We start from the raw sequence: 13812 nt of genomic DNA, 5'->3' as shown, positions 1-13812 counted from the left end.
CGGCGCGCCCACCAAGCTGCCGCTCGACAGGCCCATCTCAGAAAGAGAATGCAACTGTAATGCTAGGGTTTGTCGTCACTTGGCCCGTGTGCCTCAAGTTTTCACCTGGAGAAGGTCCCGACCACCAACCGCAGCCGTGGGATCACGAGCACTTCATTCTCCCCACCCGTCGTGAAGTATGCACCCGGTTCACGAGCGGCTTTGAACACCGCTTCGGTATTGAGCTGGCGGGCATTAGCACCGAAGCATGCAAGGTTCCCGGCCCATGTGCCGTCGCCCATCCATGAGGCTGGCACGGGGGTCTGCCGCCATGGTTCGTAACTGTAGTAGTGCTCCTCTCTCTCCTGCTTGTATCCGCGCCCCACCCTGGCCGATTGCAGACGGGTCACACCTTGCGCCTCGATTTCGGCAGCAGTCTCGTCGGAGAGGCGAAACGCGAACCCACCGCACGCCTCTTGGCGAATGGGTACGAGAAACAGGAGCAGGTTGAAGTCTGATCCGTGGGCGACCAGCGATGTGACTCCGATCTCCTCAGGCAGAGCGCGACGATAATGGTTTCCAGCCACGACCGCGAACGGGTCGAAAATTCGGGCACTCAGCAAGGCATACCCCGCTGCCCATAGGAGACCGCTGTTCAAAAGAACGAGAAAGGTCACAGCGCCGAGGGTGCGCAGCAGCCAACGTCCCGCTCGCCTCATAACCTTCTCCTCGGAGCGAGCTAACAATCAGGCAGCCACGAGCCATTCCCGGAGGTTCGCTGCCGCAGCACGGCTCAGACCGAACCGGCCCCGCATCGCATTAGCGAGTTGCGGCCTGCTGATGCCGATCTGACGGGCCACGTCCTCCTGCTTCAACATCCTGGCCTTTTGGAAGGCGCGCACGGCTCGGATCACCTCAACAGGCATGATCCCACCGACTTATGCCTGCACAGCCTTGCATGAGAGGGCGCCGAGGTGCCGCCATTTCCTGAAGGAGTCGTAGAGATCATCGCTCTCCCATCCGGCAGAGGCGGTGGAAGTGAGATCTTGAACGTGAGCTTGTTCAAGTTGCCCATCAAGGATCCAGGCAGCAGCAGTATGGCATAGCGATCTCATGCCGATCCTGAGCCGTTCGTGTTCATGCCGTGCATGCGGCTGTTTCCTCGGCAAGCCAATCTACCACCCTGCTTAGTGCCTGTCGGTTACTCTGAGCACTCTTCAGAGCCGCCTCATAAACCGCGATCTGAGCGTCAGCACTCGAACCCTCCTGAGCGATCCTGCGAGCGCGGGCACATTCAGCCTCACAGCCAAGCGCTGAGGCATCTTCGGCGATGAGTTCGAGGAGCATATCCACGACCTTCGGCATGGGGATCGCCGTCAGGGTCGCTTCATCGATCAGCGTGCCATGAACGCCCTCACGCTCGGCTCGCCATAGGTTCTCCATAACGAAGCCGCGCGAGGCGCCGGTGAGTTTGGCATGGATATCCGGACGGCGGTCAACAAGGCGCACGAGGCAGCGATACAGGGCAGCAACGGTGAGGGTGTCGTCGAGCCGGGTGCAGCTATCGGCAACACGCAGCTCCAGGGTCGGAAATCTGATCGACGGACGGATCTGCCACCAAAAGTAGGTGGGATCCTTCACCACGCCGGCCTTCGTCATGCCCTCGACGTAGCGGTCATAGTCCGCGGCATCATCGAACAGCTCGGGCAAGCCCGTGCGGGGAAGCTCGGCATAGGCTCGCATGCGGTAACCGGCTAAGCCAGTGCGGCGCTTTTCCCAGAACGGCAATGAAGTTGAGAGAGCCAGCAGCACGGGCAGGAACGGCATCAGGCGCCGCATCAGGTCGATCCGCGCCCCAGGGCGCGGGACCTCGACGTGAACGTGCAAGCCGCAGACGACCGAGCGACGCCCGACGATCTGCAGATCGTCCATCATGTCCTCGTAGCGGGTCTTCTCTGTCTCCTTCTGCTCCGGCCAGAGTGCCGTCGGATGTGTGCCAGCGGCAAAGACGAGCAATCCATGCTTGCGCCCGACCTGTGCTAGGCTCGTACGTAGCTTCGCAAGAGTGCTGCGTGCCTCTTGGAAGCTCGCTGAGGGCGCGGTGCAAATCTCGACTTGGTTCTGGAGCAACTCGCGCTCCACGGCCTTCTGGTCCTTCTGCGCGGCCTTGTGGAAGGCTGCGAGAGATCGCTGTGGGGCTGCGCGCGTTCTTGCGCTAGCAAGGAACAACTCCTCCTCGATACCGAACTTGAAGTCGTGTGCCATTAGGTCGCCTCCGCCCATGCCGGAAGCTCAACAGATCACGTGACGCCAGGTTCAGAGATGTGAGCTGAGCAGAGCTGCGGAAGTCTGCGTGGCCAACTGCCAAGAGGTTCCACGCCGCCCTGAACCGAATGCCGGCTCCTCCCCCGTTCTCAGGGATGAACTCCAGTCCGGCGCTCTGACCGTTTGTGAGGAACCCAGGGTAGCTCATTCTCAGCTCTCGCCCCGGAACGAGCGCAGGAGCCGGGTGAAGCCGCTGGCCTTTCCCTGCTCGCTTCTGTCCTGAATTGCATCGGGCCTCCCCTGCTCGGAAGCCTCATCGACCTCATGCAGGATCTGCGTCAGCAAGGGCGGCAGAGGCATGTCGTGCTCCTCCAGCACGAGCGCTGCATCCAACAGGGCGCGGATCTGCACGTCCAGGATCGGCCGGCTCATGATCTGAGCCTCAAGCACGCGGTCAGCCAGGAGGGTGGCGAGACGCCCAACCTCTGATAGCCGTTTGTCGGATGCGGGTTGCTCGTTCACGCCTGCGGCTCCTTCAGCCGGACACCAGGGCCGCCGCCGTTCTGCGGGATGAACTGCACGCCGGCGCCTCGGAATGCTTCCTCTAGGGCGTGCAGGGTCCCCGACTTCGTCGTCATCAGAGGGCCGTCCATCTTTTCAAGGCGCTTGATCGTCTCGGTAGAGACACCAGCGCGCTCCGCTAGGGTCGACTGATCCCAGCGGATCAGCGCGCGAGCGGCGCGTAGCTGTTCGGCAGTCAACATAAATGCACCTCAGGTGTATTACAGGACCCCTGAGGTGTTGACACCCTGAGGAGGCTTCGTTACATCTCAGGTGTAACGCGAAGCACCGCAAGGGGCAAGACGATGTCCACCCGCCGCCAAATCTCCTGGACCACTGCCCTCGCCGACATGCGCAACGACCGCGTGCAGGTTGCTCCCGGCCAGATCGGCGCCACCCTCCGCGCCAACGCCTACGCCAAGTTCACCGCCGACCGCCTCCGCGCCGCTCGTCCGGTTCTTGTCATCGCCGGCCGCTACGACCGCGCTGCCATCATGCGCGCTGCCATCCAGCAGGCTCAGAGCCGCCGCGCCGTCACGGGTGAGGCCTGGAGCATCTGCCTCTCCGCTGCTCTCAAGGGTGTCTGGTCGGTCGCCAAGGCCGCCCGCATCGCCGCCGCGCATTGAGGGGGTATCGTGGTCATACCTTCCTTCACCCGCCGCACGATCCTCGGCGCCGCCACCCTCCTCGGGACTCTGCTGCGGTCTTTCCAGGCCATGTCGTCCGATCCGATCTTCGCGGCGATCCGGCGGGCTGAGGCTGCCGACGAAGCGCACCGCCTCTCCGGTCTGGTCTCGCTGCAGATCCAGGCGACAGGCGCCCGCCCCTCCCCTGAGTGGATGGCCCATCGCGCCGCTCTCACGGAAGCGCGCTCAACGGCACGCATGGCGCTCCATGAGCTGACGCCTGCCTCGTTCAAGGCTGCTGACGCTCTTGTCTCCTACTACGCCGCCCGTGTGGCCCGCACGCAGACCCGTGGAGCCGTTCGAGCTGCCCGGCGGCGACTGAGGGTCGTGTTCAGTCGCCCTGGCGCCTGCCGCCCACCGTAGGCCGGATCGGCGTCCAAAAGGGACCCACCCCGTCTTTCATCCCCTGACGATCTCAAGCCACGGAGCACACCGGCTATGGCAACGACCTCTCATGCTCTTCGCGTCATAGAGCACGTCCCCTTCCACGCCGATCCCATCCTGAAGGCCATCGACGCTCATGATGAGGCTTGGAGCGTCTGGCAGGTGGCGACTGACGCCATCCTCCCGCGCGCCCATCATGACATGGAGAGCGCCCTCGCCCGCCTACTCACGACCCCCTGCCTGACCCGGTTCGGCTCGGTCGCCCTGCTCCAGCATCTGCGCTGGCACGTCGACCACGACGGCATCACGGACGCGGCGGTTCTCGCTCGCGCCTCTGACCTCGCCCTGTACCTGAACCTCGACTTACTGCCCGTCGCCCCGCCTCGGCAGCCCCTTGCGCCGATCCTGCGGGCGCTCTGGCGTTGCGGCGAGATGATTGCCTGCCTGTCCATCATCGTCGGTGGCATGGGGCTGATCGGCCTCGCCTCAATGCTCTAAACCATTCCCAATCCTCAGCATTCATCTAGCGATCAAGCTATCAAGCCGTGGAGACATCACCCATGAACGCTATCAAGCTGTCTCGTTTCATCCGCCGCGATGGGAACAAGCCGACTCTGCGCGAGCGCGCAGCAGCGCTGAAGGCCTCTGCCTCTCGTATCATGAGGCGCGATCCTGCGGCGGCTGCGAGCTTCCCCGCACCCGGCTCCGCTGAAGCTAAGGACATGTTCCACGCGGCCTGCAGCGAGTTCGACCGGCGCGCTATCGCCGGCATGCAACGCCTGATTGACGCGCTCATCCGCTCGGACAGCGACCACTGGACTAAGCGAAGCCTGGGTCTCGCACTTGAGGAAGGCTCTATCACGGTGGCTGAGTTCGTGCGCTTGCACCCCCTCGCTGCCGAACGTGAAGCCGTCATGGACGAGACGGCCCGCTCGCTGAGCCTTGCTGTCCTGCATGCTCTTGCCTACGGCGGCGAAGCACTGCCTGATCCTGATGGTGGGGACGAAGTGGATGCTGCCTCCGCGCAGGCGGTCAAGGTCACCCTACGCTCGGACGTGACGGGTCCGCATCGTCGCTCACTCGTGCTCGGGTCGCTGGCCGGAGCCGCGGCGCTGCCGGTGCTGGCATTCCCTGCCTTTGCATCCTCCTTGCCGGGGTTGCTGGCTGAACCTCATCCCGATCAAGCGCTGTTCGATGCTGAGGCTGATGTCTTGCGGACCAAGGACGCCCTAGAGGCCACCGAGAAGGCGAGCGGCGAGGCTCACAGAGCCTTCTGGGATGCCGTGGGTCCCTGCTCTGCCGTGCTTCTCGTGAAGAAGTGGGAGCGAAGCACTTTCCATCGGCTGGAGCAGCCTTGGCTATCGCATAGGCCGCGCTGGACGTGGGTCGCTCGGCATGAGGGCGATAATGGCACGCCCGATCCCATGGTGCAGGCGTGGACGGCCGAGGGCCTGCGCTCCGCGATCCGCAACGCCGTCTTCCTTTTCGGCAAGGGCGGGCAGACACCGCATCTGATCCGCGAGTGGCGCATCCTCTTGCCGGTGGCCGAGGCGTTCGAGAACCGCCGGGCGGAGATGAACGCGCGCTTCCGGTGCGATGATCTGGTTGCTGCCAGGAAGGTTGCATCTGGAGCGCATCACGCCGCCGTCGTTGCCTCTGCCGACATGCCGGCGAAGACCTTGGACGGACTGGCCCTGAAGACGCGCCAGCTTGACGGAGCCGCTTGGCAGGCGATGCCGAGCAGCTGGGTCTCATTGCTCGAGAGCGCCGCACTCGTCAGCGGGGTGACGTTGCGGAAACCGGATTACGATGTGGCGGGGTGGGTAAGGGATTGGGAGGGTGCCGGCGGCACGATTAAGCAGCACCCCATCTCTCAGGAAGTGATGTTCTGCGCACCGCGCGGTCTCTGCACCTCCCCCGAGGCGCGGGCCGAAGTTTCCAGATTGCAGAACGCGCTTGGGGCGAATGAGAACCTGATCAACCGCTGGGTTCGGGCTCAGGGCTGCGGGGTAGCTAACTGACTCGCAGTCTGCCCCGCGTCATCTCATCCGCTTGAACGATGGCGGGCCGGCGCAAGATGTCGTGCACCAGCCACATCAATTCATTCAGAGAGGATCGCCGCATGAGCAATAGGAAGGCAGCGATGGACGTCTACCTGAACGGACTGCGCAACCAGCACGCGGTCGAAACCCAAGCCATCGGCACGATACAAAACGAGCTGCCTCGGATGGAGCCGTACGCAGAGTTGCACGCAAAAATGAAGGCCGACCATCAGCGGTCGGTCACGCAGGCTGCCCGGCTCGACGAACTCCTCGAAAAGCATGGCTCCAGCAAATCTCTGCTGAAGGAAGCGGTAACTGGCACCGTCGCCACGGTGGCTGGTTTCGTCCATGCCGGTGCGAGCGACGAGGTGTTGAAGAACGTCCTCGCAGCCATTGGGTACAAGGCCTACGAGATAAGCTCTTACAAAGTGCTGCTCACCCTCGCCGATGCGGCTGGTGCTTTGGACGACAAGCGGACTCTGGAGCAATCGATGAGGGAAGAGCAGGAGATGGGCGATTGGCTGGGCGGCCACCTACCCGACTTCGTACAGTCATACCTGGGGCAGCAACCCGCATAGGATTTGAGGTTACACTGTAGTCGGCCGTGCTCTTTGTTCGGGCGACTGCACTGAGCATCGCGCTTTTTCTTGTCTGTAGGTCGCCGCGTGGAACAGATCACAGTGTGGTTTGACGGAGGCTGTCCTCTATGTCGGCGCGAGATCGCGATGATGCGCAGGCTAGATCGTCGCAACGCGATCAACTTCATCGATGTCACAGGAGATACCAACGACTGCCCCGCTTCACGCGCGGACATGCTAGCGCAACTCCACGCTCGCGAGGACGGCCAGATGCTGACCGGAGTTGCGGCTTTCGCCGCCATGTGGCGCGCAATTCCGGCTTTGCGCCCTCTTGGTCTAGTTGCGCGGTCTCAGTATGTCTTGGGCGTTCTAGAGAAGCTTTATCTTCTGTTCCTGCTTGCACGGCCAAAGCTGCAGCAACTCGCTCGGTGGCTGGAGCCGCGAGGAGCTAGGAAGTGAGTTCCCCCCCAAATACAAGCTACCTCGCCAGCGATCCAGTTTGGCGGCTTTCCTTTTTACTAGCATCCTAGGAATTGTTTGATGCGCTCTGACGTTGCAACTTTCGATAATGGTTGTTCTCGAAAGTTTCGAGGAAGATAGGTTGAAAGGCTCATGTAGAAATGAAGCCAGTCCTATCTTCGATGCGGTTTCGTGCCGAGTTGCATCTGGTGCCTGCCGACCGATTGGGCTGATGAGGGACGCGGTGCGATGTTCGCGGCAGCCTCCGGATCCGGGACGCCTGACATGCATCATCGCGCGCGTCTCCTGATCTGGATCGGAGCCCTCGCTGGCCTCGTCGGCTTCGCGGTCTACAACTTCGCCGAGTTGGTCGACGACGTACTTCCCGTGAACCGGGCGCTGCTGGCAGCTGTCTGCACCCTCACGGTGATTTGGCTGCTCGTTTCCATGACCCAGACGTGGGGGGATCGACCCTGACATCCATTCGGAAGCACGATCTGCCGCTTCGCTCACACGACACTCCGACAGGGGTCATCATGTCTGAGCCACCGCGCCGGCCACCTGCGAACGATGAGTTCAACCTATCTGGGGAGTGGCGGGAGGCAGCAGAGCTTGCCGCGCGCAACCTCGGCATGGGTGAGACGCTGCAAAGCCTGACACCAGAGCATTGGGAGATCGTCCTGCACAATGTGGAAGCGCGCATGCACATCCATGGTGTGACGCCTCCCTTCGGCTGGAAGAAGGCCCTCGCACAGCAGGTGGGCCGCTCCGATGGCTGACCTCGTGATCCTTCCTGGGTCGGAGGCCAACCTGCCGGCGGAGGCTGCCGCGCTCGTCGAGGCGTATCAGCGCGCCTCGAAGGCCGACGCGACCGTGCGCGCCTATCGCGGAGATGCCGCCCTGTTTGAGGCGTGGTGCGTCCGGTTCGGCTTCCGCTCCATGCCAGCCTCGTCTGAGGCGGTCGCAGGTTTCCTTGTCCATGAGGCAGAGGCGGGGAGGGCGGCCTCCACCATCGGCCGGCGCTGCGCCGCGATCTGCTATGCCCACAAGCTCGCCGGACACCCGGATCCCACCGACAACGAGGCGGTGCACGCTGCCGTGAAGGGCATCCGCAGGCGGATCGGCACGGCGCCGGACCAGAAGGCCGCCATCACCGCCGAGGTCTTGGCCGCGATGCTGATAAGGATACCCGACACCCTCACAGGCAAGCGGGATCGGGCACTGCTGGCGCTGGGCTTCGCCGGAGCCTTCCGCCGTTCCGAACTCGTCGCCCTCAATGTCGAGGACATCCGCGAGGACAAGGACGGCATCCGCATCCTCGTGCGTCGCTCAAAGACCGACCAAGAGGGCAGGGGGATGGAGAAGGCCATCCCGCATGGCCGGTTCATTCGCCCGGTTCTGCTGCTGCGCGAGTGGCTGGAGGCGGCGGGCATCACGGAGGGCCCAGTGTTCCGGCCGGTGTCGCGGTCGGGGAGGCTGCGATCAAGTGGACAAGTTGACCACTTGGCTCCGCGCCTGACCACGCAGGCCGTGGCCGACATCATCAAGAAGTACGCGAAGGCGGCCGGACTGGATGCATCGACCTTTGGGGCTCACGGCCTCCGGGCTGGGTACATCACGACGGCGGCTGAGCGCGGGGCCGATCTCGTCCGCATCATGGATCAGAGCGGACACCGGGATACCCGAACCGTCGTCGGCTACATCCGCAGGGCCAACGCCTTCAAGGATCACTCGGGGAGCGGGTCTCTTTAGCCTCTTACGCCGTGAGCCTACCGGCAACGGCATTCACGAAGGCTGTCTTGACTAGTGGCCAAATGTGAAGCGTTCTGCGTCGATGCTGCCTCATGATCCTTCCGCCGAACACGCAGCCCTGTGCCTTCCACCTGAGGAAAGGCTGTTCTGGTTAAGTAATGCTCAGTGGGAACTGGCTGATCGCTACTTTCCGCGAGGCGCCACGAGGCATGGCGACACACGGATGATCCTTTCCGGCATACTGTATGTTCTTCTAAGTGGCTGCCGCTGGCAGGACTGTCCGAAGAATTACGGAACCCGTACCGCTGTCTATCAAGCCTTCCGTCGGTGGAGGCATCGTCCTTTTTGGACGCAAATGCTCCTCGCCCTTGCCGAAGCTGGGTGGGTCTGTGAAGCACACGCCCTCGACCCACTAGCACTCACGCTGTCTCGACCTGCCCGACACGGCCGGAAGATAGACCGTGGTTGGCGACAAACGCGGCGGAAATGGCTGGCTGAGCGAACTATGAGAGCATCTGTCACGGCAACAGAGTGAACGAAGGCCGTCGCTTTGACGACGGCCACAACCTCGGTTTGGCTCACATCACCACTTGTAGCTCAGGCTCGCAGTGATGCGGCGCGCCTCGCCGTAGAAGCAGGCGCTTGTCGACTGGCAGCTGCTGACGAAGCGCTTGTCGGCCAAGTTCTGGGCATTCACCGCGAGGCGCCAATTGTCGTAATTGTAGTGCACCACGGCGTCGAACAGGACGCGCTCGGGCACAGTCAGCGTGTTGTTCACGTCCGCGAAGGAGCGCCCGACATAGCGCGCACCGCCGCCGAAGCCGAAGCCCGCCCAGGGGCCCGTCGGGATCGTGTAATCCGCGAACAGGGTCGCCAGGGTCTCGGGCGTGGCCGTCGGCGCCCTGCCGATCACGCCGACATCGCCACGGGTGATCTCGATGTTGAAGCTCGTGAACGAGGCGGTGACATTCAGGTTCCGGGTGAGGTTCGCGACGAACTGCGCCTCGAAGCCGCGCGAGCGCGTCTCGCCGAGCTGGAGCTGGTTGAGGTTGTTGGTCGGGTCGATGGTCAGCGAGTTGGCCAGCGTCAGGTCGAAGGCGGCGAGCGTCAGGAAGGCGTCGAAGCCCGGCGGCTGATACTTCACGCCGACCTCGTACTGGTCGCCGGTGGTCGGCTTGAAGGGCTGGCTGAAGAAGTTCGTCCCGACCTGCGGGTTGAAGAAGCTCGCGTAGGAGACGTAGGGCGCGAGCCCGAAATCGAAGTTGTAGATCAGGCCGTAGCGCTGAGTGCCGGCGTTGGCGGTCTGGCGCGTGACGGTGCTGGCGAGCAGGTTGTTGACCTCGTTCGAGGTGAAATCGCCGCGGCCCGAGAGCACCAGGGTCAGCTCGGGGGTGAGCTTGATCTGATCCTGAGCGTAGATGCCGGTCTGCTGGAAGACGTTGTAATTGACGAGATAGGGCGCCGCCGCGACCGTCGGCGAGCCGTAGTTCGGCGCCAGCAGATTGAAGTTCGCGACCGTGGGCCCGACGAAGCCGCCCGTCGCCTGATTGTCGTTCAGCTGGAAGTTCTTGTAATCGAGCCCGACCAGGAAGGTGTGCTTGAAGAGGCCGTCATCGAAGCGGGCGACCGCGTTGTTGTCGACGTTGAACAGCCCGGCCCGCGAGGTGGCGCGGAAGCGGTAGCGCGAGAGCTGCGTCTGCAGCGGGTCGGCGTAGCCGAGGATCTGGAACGAGTTGTCGTAGGACTCGGTATAGGCGTAACGCAGGTTCTGCCGGAACGTCCAGGTATCGTCGAAGATGTGCTCGAACTCGTAGCCGAGATTGAATTGTGTCCGGCGATAGACGTTGTTGACCGGATCCTGAACGTTGTAGCTGCGCGGGATGCGCGTACCCAGCACGTCCGGGCGCACGGTACCCTGGTACGGCAGGAAGGCGTTGATGCGGCCCGTGTCGTCGTACTGGACGCTCGACAGGAAGGTGAAGGTGGTGGCCCCGTCCGGCTTGTAGGTGAAGGTCGGCGCGATGTAGCCGCGGTTCTCGTCGAGCCTGTCGACCTGCGTGCCGCCCTGGCGGCCGATGCCGGTGAGCCGGAAGAACCAGTGCCCATCCGCATCGGCTGGGCCGCCGATGTCGAAGCCGAGATACTTCTGGCCGAAGGAGCCGCCGCCGACCTCGATGTAGCGCAGCGGATCGAGCGGGGGCTTCTTGCTGACGATGTTGATGAGGCCGCCCGGCCCGCCCTGGCCGAATAGCACCGCGGCGGGGCCGCGCAGGATGTCGATGCGCTCGACGCCGAAGGGATCGACCTTGTAGGATCCGAAGCCGAAGTTGAAGAGCTGCAGCCCGTCCCGATAGAGGCCGGTGTCGCTCGCCGTGAAGCCGCGGATCTGGAAGAAGTCGAAGCGCGTATCCGGTCCGAAAGCGTTGCCGTAGACACCGGGCGAGTAATTGATGATCTCGCCGATCTGTTGCGGCTTGATCGCGTCGATCTCCTGGCGCCCGATCACGCTGATCGATTGCGGCGTCTCGATCAGGGGTGTGTCGGTCTTGGTCGATGTGAGGGTCCGCTTGGCGACGAAGCCGTCGATCGGCCCGCGCGGATCCTCGCGAGCTACAAGAACACGAGCAGGACTGCCACCTTGGCCCTCAACCGTGAGTTCCTCCAGCCGCACGCTTCCCTGAGCTGAAGGTACACCAACGCCGCGCGCGGGCGATGTGGCCTGTTGAGCGAAGGCCGCGACGGTGAGGCTCGCAAAGGACACCCCTGCCAGCGCAATCTTTGCAATGGCCTCGTACTGCTGCCGAGAAAAGACCGACCGAACCGCCCGCATGACACTGCCCCGGAAACATGCGCCAGCAACGACCCATCAGGTGGATGGGTCGTAGTTTATAATAATAATAAACTACTGTTATAGCTGGCTTTTCTTCACTTTCGCTACGGGCAAGCGTGGCCGTAAACAAGGGGTGATCTTTAGCGAAGCAGCCAGTGTGATGGTTCTGCAACGATGCGAACGCGGCCCTGCTCAAGGGCATTGAGGTGCATGTTGGTCGCTTAGCAGGCGCGTTGATTTGCGTCAGCTTTGTCGCTCATCTCGGGGCTACATAAGCCCAAGCTCGTAGATGCTCCTTAAGCCGAGACTGCCATGCCTATCCGGCGCGAGCACCGCTTCTTTTACCCCATCGACTGGCCCCAGCTCTCAGCCGTGATCCGGTTCCGGAGGGCAGGGGGCTGCTGTGAGGGCTGCGGGCGCCCGCATGGACAGCGCGTGCCACATCTCGGAGATGGCCGCTGGTGGGATGCCGCTGCGGGCGCCTGGCGCAATGGCCAGGGGAAGGCGCTTCGGGTTCTGCCAACTGCCGAGGAGGTAGCTGGCGTCCGCATGACGAGGGTGGTGTTGGCGGCTGCCCACCGCGATCATGACACCTCAAACAACGCAGACACCAACCTCGCCGCCTTCTGCCAGCGGTGCCATATGCTTCACGACCGGCCCGAACACCGGCGGCGGCACTGGGCGACGCTGTTCCGCAGGAAAGCCCTCGAAGACCTCTTTCGGAGCCCGTACGCCTAGCTTGAGATCAAGGAGTGCTATTCTCCCGTTCGCAGTTGGCGGCCAGGGTACCGTCCAAAGCGCACTCCCGGCCCTTCAGCGCTCCCGTCCTCTGGGATGAACGTCATTCCATGTGACTCAAAGCAGCCCTGCAGCTTGAGGAGCGTCTCAACCGTCACGTTTGGCGGCACGCCATAGACCGCCTCAATGCGGCGGATCGTCTTCTCGCTGACCCCTGAACGCTCGGCCAGTTCGTCGACGCTCCAGCGCTGGGCTGAACGGGCCATGCGAACCTGACAGGCCGTGAGAATGATCGCGTTGCAGCCTGCTTCCATCCATGTCTCCTACCTTCTGTCCCGTCAGTCTATGACGGGTGCGAGCCTAACGGCGCGGCGGCCGCATTCCCCATCACAGCTCGCCTCGATCAAGGCCACTCCATGGCACATGCGGATCGGGGAATGCCACTGGCATTGATCACCCTCCAAGTCGTGAGGGTGGTTACTAACCCTCCTCGATGAGGGAAGCCCGAACGCCGCTAGAGGGCTGTGAACGAAGTTGACGTTATGGGCAAATTTCGGTCATTTATGACCTGATCTTGGGACGCCTCCGCATCATGTGGAGCTCCAAGTCGCGCTCTTGAAGGGCCGCTCTACAACAAGCGGGAGTGTCCTATGACCTACCTCGCTGAAGATGAGGTCCGTCGGGATCTCCTCCTGAACGTGCCCGGTGACACGGCCAACTGGACGACAGTCAATCTGACTGAGCTGCCCTCCATGAACGGCGCGCAGTGCCGGGCCGCGCGGGCTATTCTTAGCTGGTCGCAGCGCCACCTTGCCAAAGTCTCAGGCGTCGGTCTCTCGGCAATTATCTCGTTCGAGCACGGCAGAGGCCGCTGCGTTTCTCAGGAAGCCGTTGCAGAGTTGAGAGGAACCCTTGAGGAGGCTGGCCTGGACTTCATCTCCGAGAGCGAAGGAAAGTTCGGCGTCCTTTTTCATGACAGATCAGGTGCCGCACGTCCCGATGAGATCGCTTGACCGAGGCAGCTATGCCCAACGCGGACGAGCAGACCCCTTATCTCGCGACTTCAACGTAATGCCTCAGACCGCTCGCCGCGTCTGCGCGGGTTAGCTGATCACGTAAGACGCACACCTTCGTCAATCGACAGTGACCTTGAGTGATTTGAAGATCGAAGGCGACACTGCGGGCTGCTCCAAGCGGCAGACAAGGAGCATTTTTACGCGAACCACACGTTGATCCTTAGTTATGCAGCAACTGCCGCTGCTTACTACCAGATTTACACTGGTTCTTTGGTACCCAGGCGCAACTTTTTTCAAATGTTTCTTTACCAACTCGCATTGCGCAAAGTTGGCCACTTTCGTATCCACACCTTGCCTCGTCTTGCATGCAAATTGTATATATCAAGGTTCTATCCGCATCGATGTGCGTTGCCTCAATAACTCTACAAATATTATCATAATCCTCAGGCCACTCTCCAGACACTGTCGGCACGACAATGGATTGGCCGTACAAAATAGAAAAAATCACGCTGATCTGAAGGA

At 62.4% G+C, this 13812-nt stretch carries 18 protein-coding genes; 11 read left to right on the top strand and 7 right to left on the bottom strand.

Annotated elements, in window-relative coordinates; translation table 11 throughout:
• Window positions 1-101 precede the first annotated feature (101 nt).
• From F6X53_RS15980 to F6X53_RS15960, 5 genes are all read right to left on the bottom strand, one after another.
• Window positions 102-698 (bottom strand): hypothetical protein, encoded by a 597-nt coding sequence (locus F6X53_RS15980; protein WP_151001189.1) that lies wholly within the window; start codon window positions 696-698, stop codon window positions 102-104.
• A gap of 27 nt (window positions 699-725) precedes the next feature.
• The gene (locus F6X53_RS34225; RefSeq protein WP_151001188.1) at window positions 726-905 is read right to left on the bottom strand and encodes an XRE family transcriptional regulator; all 180 of its coding nucleotides are present in this window, start codon (window positions 903-905) and stop codon (window positions 726-728) included.
• A gap of 211 nt (window positions 906-1116) precedes the next feature.
• Window positions 1117-2244 (bottom strand): carboxylate-amine ligase, encoded by a 1128-nt coding sequence (locus F6X53_RS15970; protein ID WP_151001187.1) that lies wholly within the window; start codon window positions 2242-2244, stop codon window positions 1117-1119.
• 210 nt (window positions 2245-2454) lie between these two features.
• Window positions 2455-2766, bottom strand: a complete 312-nt coding sequence (locus F6X53_RS15965; RefSeq protein WP_151001186.1) for a hypothetical protein — start codon at window positions 2764-2766, stop codon at window positions 2455-2457.
• Entirely contained in the window at window positions 2763-3008 is a 246-nt protein-coding gene (locus F6X53_RS15960) for a helix-turn-helix domain-containing protein (RefSeq protein ID WP_151001185.1), read from the bottom strand. Before F6X53_RS15960 ends, F6X53_RS15965 begins: the two co-directional genes overlap by 4 nt.
• 102 nt (window positions 3009-3110) lie before the next feature.
• Between F6X53_RS15960 and F6X53_RS15955 the strand changes: the two genes are divergently transcribed.
• The 9 genes from F6X53_RS15955 (at window position 3111) to F6X53_RS33995 (ending at window position 9241) form a co-directional block, all read left to right on the top strand.
• Window positions 3111-3431, top strand: a complete 321-nt coding sequence (locus tag F6X53_RS15955; protein WP_151001184.1) for a hypothetical protein — start codon at window positions 3111-3113, stop codon at window positions 3429-3431.
• 498 nt (window positions 3432-3929) lie between these two features.
• On the top strand, window positions 3930-4373 hold the full coding sequence (locus F6X53_RS15950) for a hypothetical protein (RefSeq protein WP_151001183.1): 444 nt from the start codon (window positions 3930-3932) through the stop codon (window positions 4371-4373).
• 62 nt (window positions 4374-4435) lie between these two features.
• Complete coding sequence (locus tag F6X53_RS15945; protein WP_151001182.1) at window positions 4436-5896, top strand: death domain-containing protein; 1461 nt, start codon at window positions 4436-4438, stop codon at window positions 5894-5896.
• 122 nt (window positions 5897-6018) lie between these two features.
• Complete coding sequence (locus F6X53_RS15940; protein WP_191970859.1) at window positions 6019-6495, top strand: DUF892 family protein; 477 nt, start codon at window positions 6019-6021, stop codon at window positions 6493-6495.
• 87 nt (window positions 6496-6582) lie between these two features.
• Window positions 6583-6954, top strand: a complete 372-nt coding sequence (locus F6X53_RS15935) for a thiol-disulfide oxidoreductase DCC family protein (protein ID WP_151001180.1) — start codon at window positions 6583-6585, stop codon at window positions 6952-6954.
• A gap of 285 nt (window positions 6955-7239) precedes the next feature.
• On the top strand, window positions 7240-7431 hold the full coding sequence (locus F6X53_RS15930) for a hypothetical protein (RefSeq protein WP_151001179.1): 192 nt from the start codon (window positions 7240-7242) through the stop codon (window positions 7429-7431).
• A gap of 59 nt (window positions 7432-7490) precedes the next feature.
• On the top strand, window positions 7491-7733 hold the full coding sequence (locus F6X53_RS15925; protein WP_151001178.1) for a hypothetical protein: 243 nt from the start codon (window positions 7491-7493) through the stop codon (window positions 7731-7733).
• The gene (locus F6X53_RS15920) at window positions 7726-8706 is read left to right on the top strand and encodes a site-specific integrase (RefSeq protein WP_151001177.1); all 981 of its coding nucleotides are present in this window, start codon (window positions 7726-7728) and stop codon (window positions 8704-8706) included. Before F6X53_RS15925 ends, F6X53_RS15920 begins: the two co-directional genes overlap by 8 nt.
• Before the next feature lie 82 nt (window positions 8707-8788).
• Window positions 8789-9241: a transposase gene (locus F6X53_RS33995; RefSeq protein WP_151001176.1), complete on the top strand. Its 453-nt coding sequence runs from the start codon at window positions 8789-8791 to the stop codon at window positions 9239-9241.
• Between the two features lie 48 nt (window positions 9242-9289).
• Here F6X53_RS33995 and F6X53_RS15910 read toward each other — a convergent pair whose 3' ends face one another.
• On the bottom strand, window positions 9290-11536 hold the full coding sequence (locus F6X53_RS15910) for a TonB-dependent siderophore receptor (RefSeq protein WP_151001175.1): 2247 nt from the start codon (window positions 11534-11536) through the stop codon (window positions 9290-9292).
• A gap of 312 nt (window positions 11537-11848) precedes the next feature.
• Between F6X53_RS15910 and F6X53_RS33190 the strand changes: the two genes are divergently transcribed.
• Window positions 11849-12274, top strand: a complete 426-nt coding sequence (locus F6X53_RS33190) for a hypothetical protein (protein WP_151001174.1) — start codon at window positions 11849-11851, stop codon at window positions 12272-12274.
• A 17-nt stretch (window positions 12275-12291) separates the two neighbouring features.
• Here F6X53_RS33190 and F6X53_RS15900 read toward each other — a convergent pair whose 3' ends face one another.
• Window positions 12292-12588 carry a helix-turn-helix domain-containing protein gene (locus F6X53_RS15900; RefSeq protein WP_151001173.1) on the bottom strand — a complete coding sequence of 99 codons (297 nt, stop codon included), beginning with the start codon at window positions 12586-12588 and terminating at the stop codon, window positions 12292-12294.
• 336 nt (window positions 12589-12924) lie between these two features.
• On the opposite strand from F6X53_RS15900, the gene F6X53_RS32415 reads away from it, so the two are divergent.
• The gene (locus tag F6X53_RS32415; RefSeq protein WP_191970858.1) at window positions 12925-13287 is read left to right on the top strand and encodes a helix-turn-helix domain-containing protein; all 363 of its coding nucleotides are present in this window, start codon (window positions 12925-12927) and stop codon (window positions 13285-13287) included.
• Window positions 13288-13812: the final 525 nt, after the last annotated feature.

Origin of the sequence: Methylobacterium soli (genome assembly GCF_008806385.1) — a bacterium.
In the GTDB taxonomy this organism is placed as follows: domain Bacteria; phylum Pseudomonadota; class Alphaproteobacteria; order Rhizobiales; family Beijerinckiaceae; genus Methylobacterium; species Methylobacterium soli.
This window is presented reverse-complemented; position numbering and strand designations above follow the sequence as displayed.